Genomic DNA, 21,519 nt, shown 5'->3' on the forward strand with positions numbered 1-21,519 from the left:
AAGCTTCCTTGTTCATTTATTCTATAAAAGGAAACATTAATTTCTCATTTTCACTTAAATACATATTCTCCTTCGTGATGATCACGGAGCCTGTGTCTATTATCCGTTCCACTTTTTCACCCTCAACAGCTTCAATCGCCGTCTTCACAGCTAAGTACCCCATATTAAAAGGCTTCTGCATAACCGTACCAAGTAAAATCCCTTTTTCGAGAAGCTTCACCTCATTGCTAGAATTGTCGAACCCAAATAATTTCACTTTGTCCTGAAATCCCATATCCATAATCGCCTGCCCAGCACCTAGTGTAGAAGGTTCATTAAGACCTATTATCCCCTTTAGATTTGGCTCGTCCTTTAGTAAATCAACAGTTAACTGGTACGCTTTTCGCACGGAACCATCACTGTATAATGTAGGCTGCACATCATGAACTCCATTCTCTAAAAGGGCATCACGAGCTCCTCTTTCCCTCTCGATTGCGGTGGCAGAGCCTTGTACAAAGTTAACGATAGCGACTTTATCCTCTGGATCGATATATTTTCTTAACTCCTGCCCTGCCTTACGTCCTGCTTCATAATTATCTGTAGCAATAAAACTCTCTGATACACCACCGCTCAAGCCCGAATCTACAGTAATAAGTGTAATGCCAGCAGATTTAATCTTTTCTGCGATTGGAATGAGGCGATAATAATCTGTAGCTGATAAAATAATGGCGTCAGGCTTCTCCTTAATGGCTTGCTCCAGCAGTTCTATCTGTTGATCTACATCAAGCTCTGTATCCGTTCCAACCGTGCGAACCTCTGCGTCGAACTCCTTAGCCGCTGTTGCCACACCTTGTTTCACCACTTCCCAGAATTCAATACTGCTGTCGATAGTCTTGGGCACATAAATAATGGTCCTAACCTTTGCGTCAAGCTCATTTGTAAACATACGATAGGCTAATGAACCCAAAGTAACAATGAAGAGCAGCAGCAGAGTATACAGGCCAATTTTTGACCGTAAAGCGCTCATTAACTCTCCTCCTCATAAATCACAGGGATTCGTAAAGTGGCCGTCGTTCCTTCCTCCATCTCGCTTGCAAAAGACAAACCGTATTTCACACCGAAATACAGCTGGACACGATGGTTCACATTCGCGACACCTACACCGCTGCCAGTCTTGAAATCTGATTTTTGCAGCAGTACCTTACCCATCTGCTCTTCATCCATCCCAATACCGTCATCAATGATCTGTACGATAATATCGTTCTGTTCTTGTCTTGCCCGGATCAGAATGTGCCCTTGCTCAGGATTATGTTTTATGCCGTGATAGATCGCATTTTCAACCAAAGGCTGAAGCACCATTTTTAAAATGCTGCAGGTTAGGATATCTTCTTGTACCTCTATGGAATAAGTGAATTTATTACGATAACGCATGTTCTGAATCGTTAAATAGTGCCGAATATGCTCTAATTCTTTGGCCAGCGGAATCAATTCCTCACCCTCACCAATTGTTGAACGGAGCAGCTTGGATAGAGATGAAGTCATCTCCACCACTTCCTCCATCTTTCCTGTCTCTGCCATCCAAATAATCGAATCAAGTGTATTGTACAAAAAGTGAGGTTTAATCTGCGCTTGCAGCGCCTTCAGTTCACTCACACGCTTCATCTCTTGCTCCAAGACGATCTGACCCATTAACTCTTTAATCTTCATGATCATAAGATTAAACGTACGAGCAAGCTTGCCGATTTCATTCGTGCTCTCAATCTCCACGCGTATGTCGAACTCTCCACGTTCCGCTTTTTTCATATTCAGCTCCAAATTCTTCAGCGGTTTGGTCAGTGCGTAAGAGAGAAAAATCGATATAGCCATAGCAAAAATCAAACTAATGGCTCCCCATAAGGCGGCAGTTCCTTGCATACGTTGCTTGTTCGCGACCAAATCATCCGGATAAGTGACTCCAACTATTTTCCAGCCAAAGCTTGTAGTGTCCACAGTGTACAGTTTCTGGTCATTCCCCGTGTTAACCGTAACAGATCCACTTTTGATCCCAAGGACCGTCTCCAATTGTTCGAACTTGAGCTGGGAGTAGATCAACTGCTGTTGTGGATGATAGACAAGGCTGCCTGCGGGATCGACAATAAAAACATAACCGCGTTTTCCCAGTTCGATTTGTTTACATAGATTATTAATTACACTGTAATTGAGATCTACGAGCAGTACACCTTGTTGATCCGCTTCCGTCATAGCATTCGCATTCGTGAGTTTTCGGCTGATCGAGACTACCCACCGGTATTCATCTTGAAAGATGTGCTGCACATGTGAGGAAGAAACTGCAACGTCAAGTTGATTCATAGCTTTTTGATACCAATCTTGAGCTATTAGTTCAGGAAGCGGTTTCAAAACAGCATGCTGTCGATCCGAAACGGTCATGCCATCTGAGCCTGCATATAATATAGAGGAAATATCCGAGCGGGACTGAACGACTGACCGGAGATAATGACTGGCAAGCAGTTTATTCTTAAGCGCCTCTTCTTTATCTAAATTCGAGCCTTTTATATACTTCTCTAGATCACTGCTAGTTAACACCAGAGCGGCTATGCTCTCCATATTGCCAATGTAATTCTCGATATTCAGTTTTACTTGTTCTATTAACTGTGAAGTGTAGGCTACAGAATTGCCCTTGACCGCGGCTGAGGACAGGCGATAGGAAGTATAACTCAGGACAATAGTTGTGCAGAGGATAAGAAGTGAAAACGAGACAGCAATATTAGTATGAATACTTCGGCTGCAGAAAAAGCGCTGTGCTCTCATAGAGAGAGATTCTCCTTCTGCCGGTATCGATATTCCTTCGGTGTGCTTCCTACATTACGTTTGAAAATAACACTAAAATACTGTGGATCAGCATAACCAACTCTGGCAGCGATATCATAAGTCTTCAACTGTGTGACCGTAAGGAGTTCTTTTGCTTTTTCCAAACGGAGTCGAGTCAGATATTCTATAAATGTTTCTCCGGTATGCTGTTTAAAAGTTGCACTGAAATAACTGATGCTCATAAAAATATGGCTACACAGCTCATTGAGTGAAAAGCTGTCATTACAATAATTCTCGCGAATATAAGCTTCTGCGGCTTGCATCTGAGAAGTCCGAACCGTTGTTCTCTGTTCCGATAGTTTAAGTATCAGTTCATGGCAAGTCCTCTCCAGATAATTCCTAGCTTCATCTAAAGTCTTAAGCGCAGCAACCTCTGCAAACATATTATGCGAAACAACTACTGTATTTGGGAAGCCGATGTCGGCCACATAATTCATCAAAGAAACCAGCAGCTGATAGATGCTGCTACGGCAGCCTTCTATAGAGGAGGTATTACTTTTAAGCTCCTGAAACCACTTCAATAGAATTTCCGATACAGCAGAAGCTTTACCTGTCTTTAAAGCGGATATGAATTGCTTTTCCCATGAGGTGAAATGCGCCTGATCCAATCCCTTGCCAAACTCAAGATCCTGTATGGAGATAACTTTATCTATGCCTAAAAGGTAACGATATTCTATGGAGGAGACCGCTTCTTGGAAGGATAGTGGAATTTGTTGAAAAGTATTACATTTTCTACCGATGCCTATGGTTGATGACAGCTTCAAATATTTATTTAAGCTACCCTGGACTTGCTCTGCAAGAAGCTGCGTTGCTACTTCTAACATCTCTGAATTGCCGGATAATATCGCAGCGATTTTTCCATCTCTCGTCTGGAATACCACTCCGTCTTGCTCTTTCTCCAGCTGCTCCTGAACAATGTTAAAGGCTCCGAAACGTAGTAGCTCTGCATCAAAAGATAGGTCCTGGCTTCGTTTCTCAAGTTCTATATCTATAACGAGCGCAAGGTACACTTGACCCTGCAACTGAATATGAAAATAACTCAATTTATTCTCGATTTCTTCGCTTTTCATTCGAGTAGTTACCAGCTGCTCCAAGAATCGTTCCCGCAGCAATGGAAGACTCTGATTAAGTTGCATACGAAGCTTAACTAAATTCGCTTTTTGTAGATGCTCTTCATCTAAATCCTGCTTCATCTTACTTAGAAATTCAGCAAACTCACGTGCATTAATCGGTTTTAATAAGTACTCAGTCACCTTCAGTGTTATGGCCTGCTTCGCATATTCGAAGTCTTCATATCCAGTGACGATAATGACCTTCATATCCCGGTACCTATCCATCACAGCTCTGGCCAATCCCAGTCCATCCATAAAAGGCATACAAATATCAGTAATAATTACGTCAGGCCGATGCTGCTCGATTGCTTCCAGTGCATCTCTGCCATTATCGAAATCACCAACCAGCTCAAACCCATATTTACTCCACAAGATCTTCTGTTTGATCCCTTCACGAACCTCATCTTCATCATCAACCAGAATTATCTTATACATCCAACACCTCCACAACTTTGAACTTATCAGCATAAGCATAATAGAGGCCGCCTGCGTGAGGCAACCTCTATTAATAAACTCTATTCGTATAGTAGCGGTTTGATCTCATCGGAATCCATATTGTTTTTATCATACCAGTGGAACCCCGTGTCGATGTTCTTTTCAACCGCTTCCCCTTTAATCGCTTGCACAGCTGCCTTCACAGCTTGATAGCCAATACCAATGGGGTCTTGTGTAACGGCGCCAGCCACAACACCACTGCGGATAGCATCCATCAACTGCTTGCCAGAGTCAAAGCCGACGACTACGATCTTACCATTCATTTGCAATTCATTAACAGCATTAGCCACACCTACAGCAGAGCCTTCATTAGAGCCATAGATTCCTTTCAGATCCGGATTTGCCTGCATCATCGCTTTCGCAAGGTCTGTAGACTTTAACTGATCTCCACCCCCATATTGCGGCTCTAACACTTGAATATCCGGATATTTTGCTTTCATTTGTTCCAAGAAGCCATCACGACGCTGTTGCCCTGTGCTGCTCGTTTGGTCATGTATGACAAGGCCCACTTTACCTTTCTTGCCAATCAGTTCAGCCATTTTATCTGCGGCTAAAGCAGCTGCTGCTTTATTGTTAGTCGCTGCTGTTGCTACAGGGATATCACTGTCTACACCAGAGTCAAAGCCGATGACCGGAATCTTATTTTCCTTTGCCTTTTCTAGATAAGGAATCGCAGCCTTGCTGTCCAGTGCGGCAAGCGCAATTGCAGCTGGCTTCTTATCGAGAGCGGTTTGCAGCATCTCAATTTGTTTATCCACCTGACTCTCATTTTCTGGACCTTCGAAGGTAATCTCAACATCAAACTCCTTAGCAGCTTTCTCCGCTCCTTGCTTTACCGCTTGCCAGAATTGATGCTGGAACCCTTTTGATATGACTGGAATGTATGGTTTGTCTGAACCGGATGCACTCTTGTTACTATCATTGTTGTTACATGCACTCAGCAAAGTAGTGACTAACAATAGACTGGCAAGCATGATAAACCCTCTACGACGCAGTTTCATTTGAATCTTCCCCCTCGTCATTTGCTTTGTATATCACTCCGGATGGAGATCATACCAAGTTTATTACTTACGGCGGCGTAGAATATCAGCGTAAACCGCAATGATGATTACAACACCGACAATGACCGTCCGCCATTCCTGAGCCACGGACATAATCTGCAAGCCATTCGTCAGCACACTCATAATCAGTGCGCCAATAATCGTGCCTAGAATAGAACCTACACCTCCACTTAAGGAAGTTCCGCCAATGACCACTGCCGCAATAGCCTCTAGTTCATAGCCAGTGCCCAGTGATGGCTGAGCTGAATTCAGACGTGAGGCCATCAGGATACCTGCGATTCCGCTAAAGATTCCTGTAATGGAATAGATAATAATCTTCCATTTGACTGTGTTCACACCTGATAAGCGAGTGGCTTCTTCATTACTGCCAAGCGCGAAGTTGTAACGCCCAATTATCGTCTTAGACAAGATTATGCTTGCGATCATACCGAGTAATAAGAAGATAACGATGGTATTGGGTATACCGGGGATCATTTTACCCATAGCGATCTTGGCGAAGATCGGATCATCGTTGAAATAAATGGGTTTGGCTCCTGTAATGACAAGCGACAAGCCTTTGGTGACCATCATAATCGCCAGAGTGGCGATGAAGGGTGGAATGTTCATCTTCGCCACCATCAAACCGCTGATAAAGCCGCACAGTGCTCCAGCCAGAATCCCACCTACAATGCCTAACGGGACGGGCAGACCCCAGAAGGTAATAATGACTCCAACCATAACAGATGAGAATGTCATTACAGTACCCAGAGCGAGGTCGATGCCACCCGTAATAATAACAAAGGTAGCTCCAAGCGCTAATACTCCGATTACAGCTGTAGAAACTAGAATTCCGACAAGATTTGAGAATTGAAAAAAGTTACTGGAGGATAAAGAGAATACGATGACCAATATGATCAGACTGGCAAATGCCAATAATTTTTGTTTGAATCCGGATTGCCCTCCCGTTTGCTTCATACCCGCTGGCTGACCAATCCCTTTATCCGCGATCTTCATAGTCCTGACACCTCCGGTTAACTCTTGAACAGTTATGAACGTTTCGTCGCATATTTCATAATCGCCTCCTGCGATGCTTCTTCTGCGGGGAGTTCTCCTGTTATACGCCCTTCACACATAATGATAATCCGATGGCTCATTCTTAGAATCTCAGGAAGATCTGAAGAAATGATAATGATCGCCTTCCCTTGACTCGCAAGCTGATCCAGCAGCTTATAAATTTCACTTTTCGCGCCTACATCAATACCTCGTGTGGGCTCATCGAAGATGAGTACATCACAGTCTCTAGTCAACCACTTGCCGATGACCACTTTCTGTTGATTACCTCCGGACAGAAACTTAACCTTTTGACCTACACTTGGAGTTTTGGTGGCTAGCGCTTCAACATGCTGCTCCGCTGAGCTTCGCATCTCCCGCTCCTTCATCCAGCCAAATGAATTACGGAATTTATAAAAGGAGGCAATTGCATTATTCATGCTGATATCCATATCCACAAGTAGTCCGAAACGTTTACGGTCTTCGGACAAATACCCCATACCATGCTGTACCGCTTGATGTGGCTGACGTATACGAACCGATTTTCCATGGAGCATAATTTCACCCTCATCGATGGGATCGGCACCAAATACGGCACGAACAACCTCGGTACGTCCAGCCCCCATTAAACCAGCGAAGCCCAAAATCTCACCTTTATACAGATGAAAGCTAATATTCTTGAACGCATGCCCTCTAGAAAGATTCCGGACTTCTAAGACAACTTGCTGAGTCTGTTTCGCAATCGTTGGTTTCGACGTTTGATATAATTCACGACCAACCATCATGCTGATGATCTGATCAATCGTTATTGAATCGGTACGAACGGTATCTACATAACAACCATCGCGCATAACTGTAATGCGGTCTGTAATTCGCTTCAATTCATCCATGCGGTGAGAGATATAAATAATTCCCACACCTTTATCTCGTAGCTGCTCAATCATTCGAAATAACTCGTTAATTTCTGTATCTGTTAACGCGGCGGTTGGTTCATCCATGATCAATACCTCGGCTTGGAAAGACAAGGCTTTAGCGATTTCAACCATTTGCTGATTAGCAACAGTCAGGTCTGATACCAAAACTCTGGGATCCAGCTTCAGATTCATTTGATCAAACAGTACCTGAACTTTGCGGTTCATCTCTACATCATCAACGAACCATTTCAGAGCTTTTCGCGGCTCTCGTCCAATGTAAATATTCTGGGCGACCGTAAGATGAGGCATTAAATTCAATTCCTGATGGATGATACTAATTCCAAGTTCCTGTGCTTCACGGGTATTAACAATCTCCACTTCATTTCCCTTGTACCACATTTGACCAGTATCCTTGGAATAGACACCTGTCGCAATCTTCATAAGGGTAGACTTGCCAGCGCCATTTTCTCCTACTAACGCATGAACTTCCCCACGCTTCAGCTCAAATTGACATTCATTCAAAGCATGAACACCTGGGAAAAACTTGTTGATTCCCTCCATACAAAGCAACACTTCGTTCATTTTGATATCCACCTCAAATTCTTTGAGAATGCATTAACCCTTAAGTAATCGCTTTCAATCCGGAATGTAAAATCATTGTATTCCCTATAAGTTGCCATTGTAATGGAATAATCTCCGTAAAAAAGTTTAAAATTTTATGTTTTACACACAAAAAAACTGAACCGAGAGCACCTCAGTTCAGCACAAATGTTATACCCTAAAAATCACATGTCAGCCAACCCTCCTACAGGCTTGCGCCATTTCCAGCCACCAATGTGAAGGTCTTAGGAATTCCCTTATCATACACGTCCGAAGATAGATTAGGTTCTTCTACTAATTGGCGGATCACTAGTCCGCTATTAGCTGCTGCGGTTACAATTTCTCCGAGTGTCCAGCGGCGCCAATACACAACACTATGCTCTTCTTCACCTGCTGGTTTACCTGTGGAAGGCAAATACTTGGAATAGGATACCTTCTTCTCTTCCAATGATGAGTCAAAATAATCTCCGTTTACTTTGTGTTTGCGTACCTTCGCAGTAGATCCCTTCGAGGAAATAAGTTTGGTCGTTACCGGATGAAAATCGCGGAGTACAAATACGCCTCCAGGAGAAAGCAATCGGCGAGCTGTTTCCATGAATAGTGTAAGGTTGGTAAAGTAATGAACAATACCTAACTCTGCAAAGACGATGTCATATGAACCATCAAGGACGTTTTCTGGCAGCTTAAGAATATCTGAGACGATATAGGTTAATGGTACCCCTGCTTCTTGGGCAAGATCAGCCGCATATCGCGCATTGGCTTCCGAGAAGTCCGCAACCGTTACTTCCGCACCTAGTAATGAGAGTGCCACGGCCTTCATCCCGTTTGAGCCCATTAAATTCATCATTTTCTTACCCTTCACCTCTCCAAAAAAAGAAAGGAGCGGGTAAAGCTTTACACTTGGTTCCTTTATTAATTTTGCAGCTGCTTCTGACGGTGTACCAAACCGAGTTACCCAAGCGGTATAAGTATCTTCGTTCCAAAGCTCTTCACTTGTTGGCACAGCGTTTTTTTCTGCTTGATTATTTGGATATTGATTCTGTTCTTCCATCCATTGCTACCCCTTTATGTGTAAAATATCTGTTATGAAGCGTTCTGAATGGCCTCAGCCATCCGGATAGTTTTCCTTCTTCCCGCGTACAAATATACTGCGAGTCCAATCATGATGAGCACTCCACCTGCCCATTGTAACGATGTTAGCTGTTCACCCAAGAGCAAATACGCTAAGATACTGGCACCCACTGGTTCTCCTAAAATGTTCATTGAAACCGTAGTCGCGGATACATATTGTAGTAACCAATTAAACAAAATATGGCCAAACACCGTTGGCACCACTGCTAACAATACAAAGATTCCCCATTCCTTGGCCGGATAATTAAAAAAGGAAATCCCCATGAACAGATTGTATACAGCAAATACGCCAGCGGCTGATAAGAAGACAATCAAGCTATATAAGTAAGAGGGCATGCGCACCACTAGCTTTTGACCGATCAGCATATGTACAGCTACCGCGACAGTGCCTCCGACCGATAATAGATCACCTTTTAGATTATCTGCAGAGATTCCAATATCCCCCCAGCCGATAAACACGACACCGCCAATCGCAATGCCAAGCCCTAGAATAGCGGACAGAGCTGTCTTTTCCTTATACAAAAAATAAACACCCAGCATAATAAATACAGGCTCCAGCGCCATGATCATTGTTGAACTAGCTACCGAAGTATACTTTAATGATCCCATCCATAGCAAAAAGTGCAGCGCAAGCATTGCGCCTGAGAGGATGAGCATTAGCCAGTCTTTTTTACGAAGAGCAAAAGCAGCTCCACTATAGGGTCTTGCAAAAGGCAGCATCAGCAGTGAGGTAAATAATAATCTGTACATGCCTTGTATAGATGCAGGTGCATCAGACCATTTAATAAAAATGGCGGAAAAAGAGATGGCCACAATCCCTATCAACATTAATAGTGGAATCGGAAGTGGCGGTTTTTTAAGTTTCACATGTTACGCGTCCTTTCAATATCTTAAGTCACTTATGTTAATTTAACGCAGACCGTGAAAAAATGCATCTATTTTCATAAGATTTCACTAAAAAAAGCACAAGCAATGTCATTTCTGACGAAAGCTCATGCTTCTTAAAAGGCTACGGCTTCAGAACAACCTTGATGCAATCCTCTTTTTTCTCACTAAAAACGTCATAGCCATGCTCCGCTTTACTAATTGGCAGGCGATGCGTAATGATATCTGTAGGATCAAATTTATTTTCTTTAATCATCTTATACAGCAACGGCATATAGTGAATCACCGGCGCTTGTCCCATCTTTAATGAAATGTTCCGTTCAAATAGATGACCCAAAGGGAACATATTATAATTAAGGCCATAGACCCCTACAAGCTGAATAGTTCCGAATTTACGTACGATGTCCGCGGCCATTCTGAATGCACTGAGCGAGCCTCCTTGCAGCATCAGAACCGTTTCCACTTTCTCCAAGGCAGATATTTTGGCATCTAGACCCACACAATCAATAACCACATCTGCGCCCCCATATGTTATCTCCTTCAAATGAGCTTCAATATCCTTAATCTCTTCAAAGTTGTAAATTTCGACATTATTGGTCAGCTTCGCATGCTGCAGACGATAGCCAATATGATCAACCGCAATGACTCTTGAGGCGCCTTTGATCCAAGCAAACTTTTGAGTTAACAGTCCAACGGGCCCGCAGCCGAGAACAATGACCGTATCTCCCGGCTTCACTCCCCCGCTTTCTACTCCCCACCAAGCAGTAGGAACGATATCCGATAAGAAAAGAAGCCGCTCATCTTCCATTTCTGCATCCTCAGGAACGACAAAAGGGCCAAAATTACCATAAGGTACCCGCAGCAATTCAGCTTGTCCGCCTGCAAAACCGCCATAAGTATCGGAATAACCAAGATAACCGCCTGTGTCCTTGGCGTCATTAGCATTGTCGCATTGGCTCTCCATCTCATGCTGGCAGAAAAAACACTTTCCACAGGCGACATTAAAGGGGATGATAACTCGGTCACCTTTTTTGACTTTAGTTACGTCAGGTCCCACTTCCTCAACAATCCCCATCGGCTCATGACCAATAATATAATCATCATGCATACCTGGAATTTCTCCGTTATAAATGTGCAGATCCGAGCCACAAATCGCCGTAGTGGTAATCCGAACGAGGATGTCATCTTTTTTCTCAAGCTTCGGATCAGCTACTTCTTTAACTTTCACTTTTTTCTTCCCTTGGTAGGTTAGTGCTTTCATGCTGTTAATCCGCTCCTTTGGAGATGGTTTAGAGATATAACGTTCATACCTTTCTATGTTATATCCCTAAGCCCTAAGCTCTTATCCATGAAGAAGCGGAGAATACATCATCAGTGCGTAATTATCAGTTACAGCTTCATCTCCAATTAGATCTCCAGAGCGTGTATATACTTTTCGACTGATCTTATTACTGCGTATATATCCGCCCCAGGGCTCTAAACTAATCCTATGATCACTTTCGTATACTTCATAATCATAAAGCGCCTGCTCATTGCATCTCCATTCCCCGTGTAAATGGCTATCGTCCAGCCAGAGCTTTAGTTGATACGTTTGAGCGGTGTTATTTTTCAATTGAAGATCCAAGTAGTTATAAGAACAGGTCGCCCCGCTTCCAAAAGGTTGTGTACGTTGTTCATCTGGAAATACATCATAGCTGTGACGATGCCGTTCCATAACGGTAAGTGGTGTGTGCAGTGCCATCCAATAGATCAGATTAGACAACTGGCATAAGCCTCCTCCAACCCCGGAATGAAAACCACCATAATGCAGTACCATACCCTCCAGATACCCTTTTCGCTTAGTGGGCTTACCAATACTTCTCCAGTAGGAAAAAGTCTCCCCCGGCTGCACAACAAGTCCATCCAGCTTCGCAATTGCCAGCCGTAAGTTAGTTATTTTATTGTATTGAAGCACCATATCTACATTCCGAAGACTTCTTAATAACGGGGTAGTATGAGTCATAGCTGTATAAGATAATGTTTCATCCGTACGCTGCTTCGCTATTTTGCTTCGTCCAGTGCACCATTTCAAATATCTTTTCCAAATAAAATATCGTTTGCCAGCAAACAATCTAAGGCGAGAACGCTTAATGGGCTTCATGGCAGCCTGGGGTGTATTCATCTAGAACTGAACCTCGCTTTCAGCTCGTAACTGGGCGAATCTACCTCCAATTATCGCATTATGATGCTTAACGATCTCCCTACTACTCAGAACCCCATTGTCAAAGGTACTATGGGCGTCTGAAACCAGTACACTTTTATATCCCATGCTGTATGCGCGTCTTATCGTCGTATCCAGACAGAATTCACTTTGCATCCCACAGATTACCAGATTCGTGATCCCGAGCTTCTGGAGTTCATCTTGCAATTCCGTTCGGTGAAAAGCATCCCAAGTAGGCTTCTCAACAATAACTTCGCCTTCTTGCGGTGTGATGCGGTGACTGATCTGCCAAGTGGGTGTACCTTTTGTGTATTCCTCATCTTCGGTATGTTGAATATACACAATAGGAGTACCTGCTAATCGAGCTTTTTGCTGAAGCGAGACAATCCTTTCCATTACACCCTCTTCATCGTACAGTTTTAAATCATAGGAGAACATGGCTTCTTGAACATCGATAATTAATAGTGCTGTTGATTGTTCCAAATGAATAACCTCCAAGAGCTTTTTCCAAAATCATACCAGAAACTGGGACAGACTATCTACCTGCTAGAAGTTACAACTGTTAAAAATAAAAACCGAGTATCTGTAAGCAGATACCCGGACGATTTCATCAATCTTTTATTTACCACGCTTATTATGCCAAATCAATGCATGCAGCTGTGGAAGTACACGAACCTTGTTCATATCCGAATCCACGATTACTTTATTAAACAACCACTCCAGCCTTCCCAGAAGCCGAGCAGAAATGTTGCCCTCTTCCGTGACATCATCATTACCAGGCTGCAGAAAGAGCTGCACATTCGGATATCGCTGGTGAACGTTTTTCGCATAATCAAAATCCTTATCATCAAACACTACGACCTTCAAGCTATGCGTAGAACGACCCAGTTTCTCCATCTTACTCATGATGTTATCTAGCATTTTCCAATTCGTTGTCATTCCTGAGCTTGGGGGTTTAGGACTGATTGTCAGCACATCCACGTCATTGAACCAATCCTGCCATTTACTCCCCTGAGTTTCTATCGCTGCTTTTATTCCGCGCTCATGAAGCAGATTGATGAAGGTACCCATTCCTTCACCAATCAAGGCAGGATTACCGCCTGAAATCGTAACACAGTCGAAATTATCTCCAGCTAACGCCAATAATTCATTTATGATTTCTTCTGCTTCCATCATGTGAACCTTATTCTTAACCGTACCATCCCAAGTAAAAGCGGAGTCACACCAGCCGCAGCGATAATCGCAGCCATAGGTGCGGACAAACATCGTCTTCACTCCAATTACCGCACCTTCGCCTTGAATAGTTGGACCGAACATTTCTATTACAGGAATCTTACTCACAGTCACAGCCTCCATACAAACGGTAGGATGGCCCTTCATCCGGAACATCTTCAGCCAGCACCTCTGCCCAAGAGGTTGGAGTCTCCCATAGCTTTACCGAGTACAATGGCAACCCTGCTTGCTTAAGCTTGTAGGCAATATATGAAGACATATTCTCCACTGTGGTGCGGAAAGACAACAAGGCTACTTTGGAGCCCGTATTCGTTAACGTCTCTAACACAGGTTCATTTCCCATGGCAAGAAAAGCGTGATCTAAACGATCTACAAGGCTTTGTTGTACTGTCATTTTGATATCGCTAAAATCAATGACAAAACCTTCATCCGAGTGGCCTTCCGCGGCCATAGGTTTGCCCTTCAGCACGACTTCGAGCTTATAAGTATGACCGTGCAGATTGCTGCATTTCCCTTTGTGTCCCACTAACTGGTGTGCCGCGTCGAACGTAAATATTTTGCAAACTGAAACCTCGTTAAGCATTAAGAGCCGGCCTCCATTCTCTCTGCCTCATATTGCTCAAGACCACGCTGACGCAATAGACAGGCTGGACAAGTACCGCAGCCACTGCCAATAATACCGTTGTAACAGGTCAGTGTGTGTTCGCGAACATAATCAAAATACCCCAGTTCATCGGCCATTTTCCACGTTTCTTTTTTATCAAGCCACATTAGGGGAGTGTGGATCGCAAACTCATAGTCCATAGATAAGTTCAGCGTAACATTCAATGATTTCACAAAAACATCACGGCAGTCCGGATAACCGCTAAAGTCCGTTTGGCAAACCCCAGTGACGATATGGGAGTACCCCAGTTGTTTAGCTAATATGGCGGCAAAAGATAAAAACAACAAATTACGTCCATCGACGAAAGTACTTGGAAGCTCATCCCCTTCACCAGCCACGATATCTATATCCTGACGGGTAAGTGCATTGGGTGCCAGCTGATTAAGCAGCCCCAGATCAAGAATATGCTGTTTTACATTAAACTTAGCTGCTATCTCTGTTGCAACTTCGATTTCAGCCGCATGACGTTGATTATAGTTGAAGGTAACTACCTGCACTTCCTCATACTGCTGCAATGCCCAAACCAGGCAAGTGGTACTATCTTGTCCGCCGCTGAATACGACGAGTGCTTTTTTGTTCATATGAATCTCTCCTTATCACAAGTTGGAATTTAGCGGTTGTCCACTTTTTCTGGATAGAGGTCGTGATTGATTAAGCGGTGTTCTGCCATCGCCTCATACTTCGTACCCGGTCTTCCATAGTTGCAATAAGGATCAATTGAAATGCCTCCGCGCGGAGTGAACTTGCCCCATACCTCAATGTAACGCGGATCCATCAGTGAGATCAGATCATTCATAATAATGTTGACACAGTCCTCATGAAAGTCACCATGGTTGCGGAAGCTAAACAGATACAGCTTTAATGATTTGGATTCCACCATTTTTTGTTCAGGAATATACGAAATATACAGCGTGGCAAAATCCGGCTGACCCGTTACAGGACACAAGCTAGTGAACTCAGGGCAGTTGAATTTAACAAAATAATCACGCCCGGGATGTTTGTTATCAAACACCTCCAGAATGTCTGGATCATAACCAAACTTGTACTGTGTTCCCTGATTACCAAGCAAAGTAACTTCTTGCATTTCCTCTTTCAATCTTCCTTCTGACACGACAAAAAACCCCTCTCTTTTCCTTCGGCCTTGGCCGGTAATGGAAAGAAGAACGAGATTTCGAAAACTTGGCTCCACTAAGAAGAAACGGAAGCATCGTCCGGATAAAGGACAGCAACCGCTTGTACTGTTTAATATATTCTTAGTTTTTTATAGAGGGAGTTCGCGAACCTCTCCTGCACAACTTTAGCGCAGACTTCTTCTTAAAACATATTGCGTCTTGAACTATACCATGGCTAGCCCGCTCCTGACAAGTTCTACTCTTTACGTACGTAGAATTTATGAAGTTCAAAAACAATGCCATTTGATCGTGAATTTCTTTTTAATCACATGAATTATTCATATGGTTAATTAAGATGTGGCAAAAAAAAGGATTCAAATCCTAAGAAAGGGGTAACTTATTCATAATAATCTTCGAGCTAAGGGTGGGAGCATGTTATGGAACAAAGTATACAGCAGCTTATGGATTGGCTTAACAATCATTTAAATGAAACAATCGCTATTGAAAAGAAAGAACTTCGTGATTTGGATAAAGTTCATTTCAATTTAGAGTCCGTAGATTTCCGGAGTGCAGACGATGTTATTGATGAATATCTTGGAAGTGCACTGATATTAAGAGGTTTCGGCAGCACACTTAACGCCGATGGTGAACTGGTATCCCTGCCACAATCCACTTATGATTTAGCTGTTGAAGGTCTTCAAATCGTAGACTTAGCCGACCGCAAGGCAGAAATAACTACGGACAGAGCTAATTACACCCTTTCAGTAGATTAAACGAACATGATTACGATAAGCAAAAAGAGCCCGCAGTTCGCTGCGGGCTCTTTTTGCTTATCATTTATTCTTCTCCAATGATCTCCACTTCAGTTTCCAGATCCACACCGAATTTATCCTTCACAGTCGCTCTTACATGGTGGATTAGCCCGATGTAATCACTGGCTGTTGCATTATCTGCATTCACAATAAATCCCGCATGCTTCTTGGATACCTCAGCACCGCCGATTCTTGTACCCTGTAAGCCGCTCTCTTGAATTAACTGACCTGCAAAACGGCCAGGAGGCCGCTTAAATACACTCCCACAGGATGGATACTCCAGCGGTTGCTTCGATTCACGTAAATAAGTTAACTCATCCATTTTTGCCTTGATCGTTAAAACATCACCGGAAGTCATAGCAAATTTGGCCTCAAGTACAATGTACTCACCGCTTGCGAACACACTTTTTCTGTATCCCCATTGCAGCTCATCACCTTGCAGAGTTACCATTTGCCCATTCTTATTTATAGCTAGTGCACTATGCAGGACATCTTTGATCTCACCGCCATAAGCACCTGCGTTCATATAAAGCGCTCCACCAACAGTTCCTGGAATGCCACAGGCGAACTCAAGACCCGTAAGTTCCTTATCAAGCGCATATCTGGAAACATCAATTATTTTGGCACCACATTGCGCATATAAGAGATTGTCGCGAATTCCCATTTCGGTCAGTCCTGCCGTTTGCAGAACGATCCCACGTACACCTCCATCACGGATAATCACATTGGAGCCATTCCCAAGTACCGTAAGGGTTATCCCATTTTGTTCTGCATATGTAACGATCTTTTGAATTTCATCATAAGTAGCTGGTGCAGCCAAAATATCAGCCTTGCCGCCCATTTTAGTGTACACGTGATCTTTTAAATTCTCATGACTTTTCACTATTCCTGCAGTCATTAGCTGCTCTAGGTCATCTTGAATTTTGTCAATATTCATGTTTTCATGCTCCTTTAACCATGTATAAATGATGGTCCTTGATCTATTTTAAAGAGTTATTATGAAATTGTAGGCAACCACAACTGTAACAACGAACAGGCTCCCTTGTCAATGACAGGAGCCTGTTCGTTGTATGATTTTAGATGATAATTACACAGCTTTATAGGCAGCAAGCTCGTAAGGAAGACACAGTGGCACACCCGTACGTGGATCCGGAACGATATCCGCTTCAATTCCAAACACTTCCCGCAATACATCTGGTGTCATAACCTCAGTAGGTGAGCCTTCGCTAACCACAGTACCGGACTTAATCGCTACCATATGCTGCGCATAACGAGTAGCATGATTCAAATCATGCACGACCATGATGATGGTACGGCCCTCTTCCTCATTCAGCTTTTGCAAAAGTTGAAGAACTTCGAGTTGATGCGCCATATCTAGGAACGTTGTAGGCTCGTCAAGGAATAAAATATCTGTTTCTTGTGCTAACGCCATAGCGATCCAAGCGCGTTGACGTTGTCCACCTGAGAGACGGTCAATAGGGCGATCATGAAAAGATTCCATTCCCGTAACAGAGATGGCGTTGGAGATGATGTTACGATCCTCAGCGGTCATCGTGCCAAATCCCTTTTGATGAGGGAAACGACCGTAGCTGACCAGCTCAGACACCGTCAAACCGTCAGGAGCCGTTGGGTTCTGCGGTAGAATCGCTAGCTGACGAGCAACCTCTTTAGTTGAAAAGTTATGAATTGATTTGCCGTCCAGCATTACGGTGCCACTCTTCGGCTTCATAATCCGGGCCATCGTTTTGAGGATTGTAGATTTACCGGAGCCGTTAGCGCCCACCAGTGCGGTGATTTTTCCCGTAGGGATAGACAAGTTCAATCCTTTAACTATAGTAGCCTCTGCATACCCAATACTTAATTCTTCTGTATTCAAACGTTCTGACATGATCTACAACTCCCTTAAAAGATTTATGGAGCTATGCTCCTAAGTATGAACGAATTTACGCTTTAGACTTGGCGAGTAAATATAAAAAGTAAGGTGCGCCAATAATCGCAACCACAATGCCAGTAGGAACTTCCGCAGGTTGCAGCACCCATCTGCCGATGGTATCGGCGGTAATCATAAGAAGCGAGCCTGTCAAAGCACTAGCAGGTAGTAACACCTGATGACGGGGTCCCACGAGCCTGCGAGCCAGGTGTGGTGCTATCAGGCCGACGAAGCCAATACCTCCGCTTACTGCGACGCAGGCGCCGGCAAGCGCTACGGCTGTTACCAGAAGGAGAATACGTTCCTTCTCCACACGCATTCCTAGACCTAATGAAGTATGATCTCCTAGATTCAATACATTTAGAACCCGGGCTTTATAGAAAGCGAACGGTAACAGAATCGCGATCCAAGGCAGCAAAGCAAGGACGAATCTCCAATCCCCACCCCATATTTTCCCGGCGATCCAAGTAGCTACAAATTGATAATTATTAGGATCAAGCCTAAGTGCCAATACAAGCTGGCAAGCATTGATTCCTGCAGCGACCGCAATCCCGATAAGGATCAGCCTTGTAGGAGACAGACCATCTGCCTTCCGGTAGGCAAGAATATAGATTAAAGCTGCGGTCAGGCCAGCCCCACCAAGCGCTAGGAGAGGCAAGACAAATATCGGCGCTGCTGTTGTAGCCGGAAAAAACGAGATGAAAATGATTACCGCAAAACCTGCACCAGCACTTATTCCCAGCGTAGCCGGTTCAGCGAGTGCATTACGTGCAAGACTTTGTAGAATACAGCCCGATACTGCAAAGCCCGCTCCAACTAACAATGAAATTACGATGCGGGGTAATCTGAAATCAAATAAAATAAGCTTTTGCTGATGTGTTCCATCACCCAGCAGTGTATGTAATACCTCCAGTGGGGATAGACGCATAAACCCTGTATTCATACTGACTATAAACACAACGACGATCAGTATAGCAAGGAGTGATAACACCGTTAGGGCGCGTGTACGGCGTTCTTTTTCATCTGGAGTAAGGGTTAATTTGGGCATTACAGCTCCCCCTTCCGCTTACTCGCTAAATAAATAAAGAACGGTACGCCGATGATGGCAATTAAAGCTCCTAGCGGTGTCTCATAAGGTGCATTTATCATTCTTGCGGCAATATCTGCAAAGATAATCAATAAGCTCCCTAGAACTGCCGAGCAAGGGATAATCCAGCGGTAGTCCACTCCAACGAAATAACGTGTAACATGCGGAATAATTAGTCCTATAAAAGCAATCGGGCCAACCGTTGAAACCGCACTTCCAGCTAAGATAACCACAACAATCATACATGCCAATTGAACTAACCTTGTCCGCTGCCCCAGACCAACCGCAACTTCTCTTCCTAGGCTGAGCAATGTGACGGATCGTGATAACATCATCGCTGCAATTAAGGCTACGGCCACCCAAGGGAATATAATCTTGATCTGAGTCCAGCTAGCTCCACCCATCCCACCAGCTAACCAGAAGGCTATGTCCTGAGATAAGTTGAAAAGAATAGCTACTCCCTGACTAATAGCAACCAATAAAGCACTAACTGCCGAACCTGCTAATGTCAATCGCAAGGGGGTCAGGCCATTAAAAGAAAGCGAACCGATTCCGAATACGATAAAAGAGGCCACAGCGGCACCGATAAAGCAATACAACATTAGTGAAGTGAATGAGAGTGAGGGTGCAAAAGCAAATACTATTGCCAGCGCTACCCCTGCTCCTGCATTCAAGCCTAACAGCCCTGAATCCGCAAGCGGGTTTCTTGTCATCCCCTGCATGATAGCCCCTGCTACTGCGAAGCAAGCACCGACTAAGGCGCCAGCAATAGCACGTGGAAATCGCAGTTCTCTAATCACCTGATGTTTTTGTAAATCTGGATTGAAATGAAATATAGCTTCCCATACCGTAGCTAACTTGATATCTGCCGCACCCACTGAGACCGAAAGTGCCAATCCGAAGGCAATGGCAGCAAGTCCAAAAATAAGAATACCAATGGCAGCTGCCGGTCGGGTATGTAGAGCTTTTTTAGGTTCATTGTTAATACGATTTGCGAAATCTGAGGGTGAAACCATGAGTCGTCTCCTTATTCAATAGTTACAATGGTTTATATGATAACAACAATCATTCTCATTATCGCAAAAATATTTATGTTGTACAATTGCAGGAACGATTTTTCCGTACTATGGGATTGGTTTATAAAAAAATGGTGCAGATCTTTGTATCCCGAGATACTTGATCTGCACGCCCTTCCCCACCGAAATGATCAGTCTCATTCATGGTGAATTACGACTTTTATTTCACAAGACTTTTTAGCACATCGTCAATGATTTTGCTGCCAGCGTTCGCACCACTGTAAAGCCAGCTGCTCGTTGAACTCATTTCATGCACATTTCCAGCTTTTACAGCTGGGATGCCCTTCCAGATTGCACTATCTAGGATCTCCGAACCCTCAGTCTTATCACTATTTACAAGGAAAATATGATCTGCGGTCAGCTCAGAAAGCTTCTCTAGCGAGATCGGATTCCAAGTTGCTCTTGTTCCTACTGGGATCTCTGTTACTAAGTTAGGCAACGTTACGCCAAGGTCTGTATATAATACAGCTCCACTGCTGCGGGTTTCGTCTACAATATAGAAGTTTTTTTGCACCAACCATAGAATCGCCGCGGACTCTTGTCCAATAGCTCCTGCAAGCTGTTCTTTCGCAGCCGCTGCTTTAACATCATAATCTTTAATGGCTTTTTCTGCTTCAGGGGTTTTGTTCAAAATCTCACCCATCTTGAGCAACGATTTGCGCCAATCTTGATTTAGTTCATCCCCAATTACATAAGTGGGTGCAATCTTATTCAACTGATCGTAAATCCCGTTCTGAACAGAAGACTCCGATGGGATGATAATAAGATCCGGAGCAAAGCTGGTTACAGCCTCTAACGGAAGATCGTAACTAATTGTAGGAACATCCTTCAATTCAGTGGCCAGATAATCCTGAACGCCATTTGTAACTGACCATTGAGCTACTGGAGTTACACCCAGAGTTACCAAAGAGTCCTCCAAATATGAACCCAGCACGCGCTGTGGATTAGCTGGAATCGATACTTCATGACCCATTGCATCAGTTAACGTCTTAGGTGCAGCAGGTGCCTCTGTAGATTCTGCTGTAGGAGCTGTTGTAGGCGCTGCTCCTGCATTTGATGAACTTTCAGCATTATTATTACCACAAGCGGAAAGTAAAAGCGTCATCACTATTAATCCGCTCATCGTTACTTTCATGCTTCCTGATCTTTTTCTGTTAAGCCAAAACATTAAAAACCCTCCTATATGTAACTGCTTTGATATTCAAAGGTGATCATTACCTCTGCTTCACTTTTAAATGATATTGATTCTCATTCTCTATGTCAACATATAAATTTCAAATTCTGTGGATTTGCAACAATTTCCTTCATATAAAATACAAAAGAGGTTATAT

Annotated in this window: 21 protein-coding genes and 1 riboswitch; of the genes, 1 reads left to right on the top strand and 20 read right to left on the bottom strand. The window is 43.6% G+C overall.

Features of this window, described 5'->3' with window-relative positions; genetic code table 11:
* Positions 1-16: 16 nt before the first annotated feature.
* From MHH60_RS02695 to queF, 15 genes are all read right to left on the bottom strand, one after another.
* The gene (locus tag MHH60_RS02695; RefSeq protein ID WP_076138727.1) at positions 17-1,006 is read right to left on the bottom strand and encodes a substrate-binding domain-containing protein; all 990 of its coding nucleotides are present in this window, start codon (positions 1,004-1,006) and stop codon (positions 17-19) included.
* Positions 1,006-2,787 carry a cache domain-containing sensor histidine kinase gene (locus MHH60_RS02700; protein WP_076138728.1) on the bottom strand — a complete coding sequence of 594 codons (1,782 nt, stop codon included), beginning with the start codon at positions 2,785-2,787 and terminating at the stop codon, positions 1,006-1,008. The genes MHH60_RS02695 and MHH60_RS02700 overlap by 1 nt, the downstream gene beginning before the upstream one ends.
* Positions 2,784-4,394, bottom strand: a complete 1,611-nt coding sequence (locus MHH60_RS02705; RefSeq protein WP_076138729.1) for a response regulator — start codon at positions 4,392-4,394, stop codon at positions 2,784-2,786. Before MHH60_RS02705 ends, MHH60_RS02700 begins: the two co-directional genes overlap by 4 nt.
* An 80-nt stretch (positions 4,395-4,474) precedes the next feature.
* Positions 4,475-5,455, bottom strand: coding sequence for an ABC transporter substrate-binding protein (locus MHH60_RS02710; RefSeq protein WP_076138730.1), 981 nt, complete (start codon positions 5,453-5,455; stop codon positions 4,475-4,477).
* Between the two features lie 63 nt (positions 5,456-5,518).
* Positions 5,519-6,508, bottom strand: a complete 990-nt coding sequence (locus tag MHH60_RS02715; RefSeq protein WP_076138731.1) for an ABC transporter permease — start codon at positions 6,506-6,508, stop codon at positions 5,519-5,521.
* A 32-nt stretch (positions 6,509-6,540) separates the two neighbouring features.
* Positions 6,541-8,040 carry a sugar ABC transporter ATP-binding protein gene (locus tag MHH60_RS02720; protein ID WP_076138732.1) on the bottom strand — a complete coding sequence of 500 codons (1,500 nt, stop codon included), beginning with the start codon at positions 8,038-8,040 and terminating at the stop codon, positions 6,541-6,543.
* A gap of 223 nt (positions 8,041-8,263) precedes the next feature.
* The gene (locus MHH60_RS02725) at positions 8,264-9,109 is read right to left on the bottom strand and encodes a class I SAM-dependent methyltransferase (protein WP_076138733.1); all 846 of its coding nucleotides are present in this window, start codon (positions 9,107-9,109) and stop codon (positions 8,264-8,266) included.
* A 32-nt stretch (positions 9,110-9,141) separates the two neighbouring features.
* Positions 9,142-10,056, bottom strand: coding sequence for a DMT family transporter (locus MHH60_RS02730; RefSeq protein ID WP_179088968.1), 915 nt, complete (start codon positions 10,054-10,056; stop codon positions 9,142-9,144).
* 142 nt (positions 10,057-10,198) lie between these two features.
* Entirely contained in the window at positions 10,199-11,335 is a 1,137-nt protein-coding gene (locus MHH60_RS02735; protein ID WP_076138734.1) for a zinc-dependent alcohol dehydrogenase, read from the bottom strand.
* Between the two features lie 81 nt (positions 11,336-11,416).
* Complete coding sequence (locus MHH60_RS02740; RefSeq protein ID WP_076138735.1) at positions 11,417-12,235, bottom strand: VanW family protein; 819 nt, start codon at positions 12,233-12,235, stop codon at positions 11,417-11,419.
* Positions 12,236-12,757, bottom strand: a complete 522-nt coding sequence (locus tag MHH60_RS02745; protein WP_076138736.1) for a cysteine hydrolase family protein — start codon at positions 12,755-12,757, stop codon at positions 12,236-12,238.
* A gap of 135 nt (positions 12,758-12,892) precedes the next feature.
* Positions 12,893-13,615 (bottom strand): 7-carboxy-7-deazaguanine synthase QueE, encoded by a 723-nt coding sequence (queE, locus tag MHH60_RS02750; RefSeq protein ID WP_076138737.1) that lies wholly within the window; start codon positions 13,613-13,615, stop codon positions 12,893-12,895.
* Complete coding sequence (locus MHH60_RS02755; protein ID WP_036687544.1) at positions 13,608-14,090, bottom strand: 6-pyruvoyl trahydropterin synthase family protein; 483 nt, start codon at positions 14,088-14,090, stop codon at positions 13,608-13,610. The genes queE and MHH60_RS02755 overlap by 8 nt, the downstream gene beginning before the upstream one ends.
* A complete protein-coding gene (gene queC / locus MHH60_RS02760; protein WP_076138738.1) occupies positions 14,090-14,752 on the bottom strand; it encodes a 7-cyano-7-deazaguanine synthase QueC in 663 nt (220 codons plus the stop codon). The genes MHH60_RS02755 and queC overlap by 1 nt, the downstream gene beginning before the upstream one ends.
* Positions 14,753-14,781: 29 nt before the next feature.
* Positions 14,782-15,255, bottom strand: coding sequence for a preQ(1) synthase (queF, locus tag MHH60_RS02765; protein ID WP_036687775.1), 474 nt, complete (start codon positions 15,253-15,255; stop codon positions 14,782-14,784).
* 163 nt (positions 15,256-15,418) lie between these two features.
* Positions 15,419-15,462: riboswitch (PreQ1 riboswitch) on the bottom strand.
* A 258-nt stretch (positions 15,463-15,720) separates the two neighbouring features.
* On the opposite strand from queF, the gene MHH60_RS02770 reads away from it, so the two are divergent.
* Positions 15,721-16,056: a hypothetical protein gene (locus tag MHH60_RS02770; protein ID WP_036687547.1), complete on the top strand. Its 336-nt coding sequence runs from the start codon at positions 15,721-15,723 to the stop codon at positions 16,054-16,056.
* 64 nt (positions 16,057-16,120) lie between these two features.
* Here the strand turns inward: MHH60_RS02770 and murB are convergent, their stop codons facing one another.
* From murB to MHH60_RS02795, 5 genes are all read right to left on the bottom strand, one after another.
* Entirely contained in the window at positions 16,121-17,032 is a 912-nt protein-coding gene (murB, locus tag MHH60_RS02775) for a UDP-N-acetylmuramate dehydrogenase (RefSeq protein ID WP_076138739.1), read from the bottom strand.
* Between the two features lie 150 nt (positions 17,033-17,182).
* Positions 17,183-17,983, bottom strand: a complete 801-nt coding sequence (locus tag MHH60_RS02780; RefSeq protein ID WP_036687549.1) for an ABC transporter ATP-binding protein — start codon at positions 17,981-17,983, stop codon at positions 17,183-17,185.
* A gap of 55 nt (positions 17,984-18,038) precedes the next feature.
* Positions 18,039-19,073: a FecCD family ABC transporter permease gene (locus MHH60_RS02785; RefSeq protein WP_076138740.1), complete on the bottom strand. Its 1,035-nt coding sequence runs from the start codon at positions 19,071-19,073 to the stop codon at positions 18,039-18,041.
* A complete protein-coding gene (locus MHH60_RS02790; protein WP_051491521.1) occupies positions 19,073-20,128 on the bottom strand; it encodes a FecCD family ABC transporter permease in 1,056 nt (351 codons plus the stop codon). The genes MHH60_RS02785 and MHH60_RS02790 overlap by 1 nt, the downstream gene beginning before the upstream one ends.
* Before the next feature lie 220 nt (positions 20,129-20,348).
* The gene (locus tag MHH60_RS02795) at positions 20,349-21,356 is read right to left on the bottom strand and encodes an iron-hydroxamate ABC transporter substrate-binding protein (protein ID WP_081389194.1); all 1,008 of its coding nucleotides are present in this window, start codon (positions 21,354-21,356) and stop codon (positions 20,349-20,351) included.
* Positions 21,357-21,519 lie beyond the last annotated feature (163 nt).

This window comes from Paenibacillus sp. FSL H7-0716 (assembly GCF_038002705.1).
Lineage (GTDB): Bacteria > Bacillota > Bacilli > Paenibacillales > Paenibacillaceae > Paenibacillus_AQ > Paenibacillus_AQ odorifer.

What these genes read in the sequence shown, in the direction of transcription:
- MHH60_RS02695 (WP_076138727.1), bottom strand. Translation starts at nt 1,006, where the DNA reads ATGAGCGCTTTACGGTCAAAAATTGGCCTGTATACTCTGCTGCTGCTC.
- MHH60_RS02700 (WP_076138728.1), bottom strand. Translation starts at nt 2,787, where the DNA reads ATGAGAGCACAGCGCTTTTTCTGCAGCCGAAGTATTCATACTAATATT.
- MHH60_RS02705 (WP_076138729.1), bottom strand. Translation starts at nt 4,394, where the DNA reads ATGTATAAGATAATTCTGGTTGATGATGAAGATGAGGTTCGTGAAGGG.
- MHH60_RS02710 (WP_076138730.1), bottom strand. Translation starts at nt 5,455, where the DNA reads ATGAAACTGCGTCGTAGAGGGTTTATCATGCTTGCCAGTCTATTGTTA.
- MHH60_RS02715 (WP_076138731.1), bottom strand. Translation starts at nt 6,508, where the DNA reads ATGAAGATCGCGGATAAAGGGATTGGTCAGCCAGCGGGTATGAAGCAA.
- MHH60_RS02720 (WP_076138732.1), bottom strand. Translation starts at nt 8,040, where the DNA reads ATGAACGAAGTGTTGCTTTGTATGGAGGGAATCAACAAGTTTTTCCCA.
- MHH60_RS02725 (WP_076138733.1), bottom strand. Translation starts at nt 9,109, where the DNA reads ATGGAAGAACAGAATCAATATCCAAATAATCAAGCAGAAAAAAACGCT.
- MHH60_RS02735 (WP_076138734.1), bottom strand. Translation starts at nt 11,335, where the DNA reads ATGAAAGCACTAACCTACCAAGGGAAGAAAAAAGTGAAAGTTAAAGAA.
- MHH60_RS02740 (WP_076138735.1), bottom strand. Translation starts at nt 12,235, where the DNA reads ATGAATACACCCCAGGCTGCCATGAAGCCCATTAAGCGTTCTCGCCTT.
- MHH60_RS02755 (WP_036687544.1), bottom strand. Translation starts at nt 14,090, where the DNA reads ATGCTTAACGAGGTTTCAGTTTGCAAAATATTTACGTTCGACGCGGCA.
- queC (WP_076138738.1), bottom strand. Translation starts at nt 14,752, where the DNA reads ATGAACAAAAAAGCACTCGTCGTATTCAGCGGCGGACAAGATAGTACC.
- queF (WP_036687775.1), bottom strand. Translation starts at nt 15,255, where the DNA reads ATGCAAGAAGTTACTTTGCTTGGTAATCAGGGAACACAGTACAAGTTT.
- MHH60_RS02770 (WP_036687547.1), top strand. Translation starts at nt 15,721, where the DNA reads ATGGAACAAAGTATACAGCAGCTTATGGATTGGCTTAACAATCATTTA.
- murB (WP_076138739.1), bottom strand. Translation starts at nt 17,032, where the DNA reads ATGAATATTGACAAAATTCAAGATGACCTAGAGCAGCTAATGACTGCA.
- MHH60_RS02780 (WP_036687549.1), bottom strand. Translation starts at nt 17,983, where the DNA reads ATGTCAGAACGTTTGAATACAGAAGAATTAAGTATTGGGTATGCAGAG.
- MHH60_RS02785 (WP_076138740.1), bottom strand. Translation starts at nt 19,073, where the DNA reads ATGCCCAAATTAACCCTTACTCCAGATGAAAAAGAACGCCGTACACGC.
- MHH60_RS02790 (WP_051491521.1), bottom strand. Translation starts at nt 20,128, where the DNA reads ATGGTTTCACCCTCAGATTTCGCAAATCGTATTAACAATGAACCTAAA.
- MHH60_RS02795 (WP_081389194.1), bottom strand. Translation starts at nt 21,356, where the DNA reads ATGTTTTGGCTTAACAGAAAAAGATCAGGAAGCATGAAAGTAACGATG.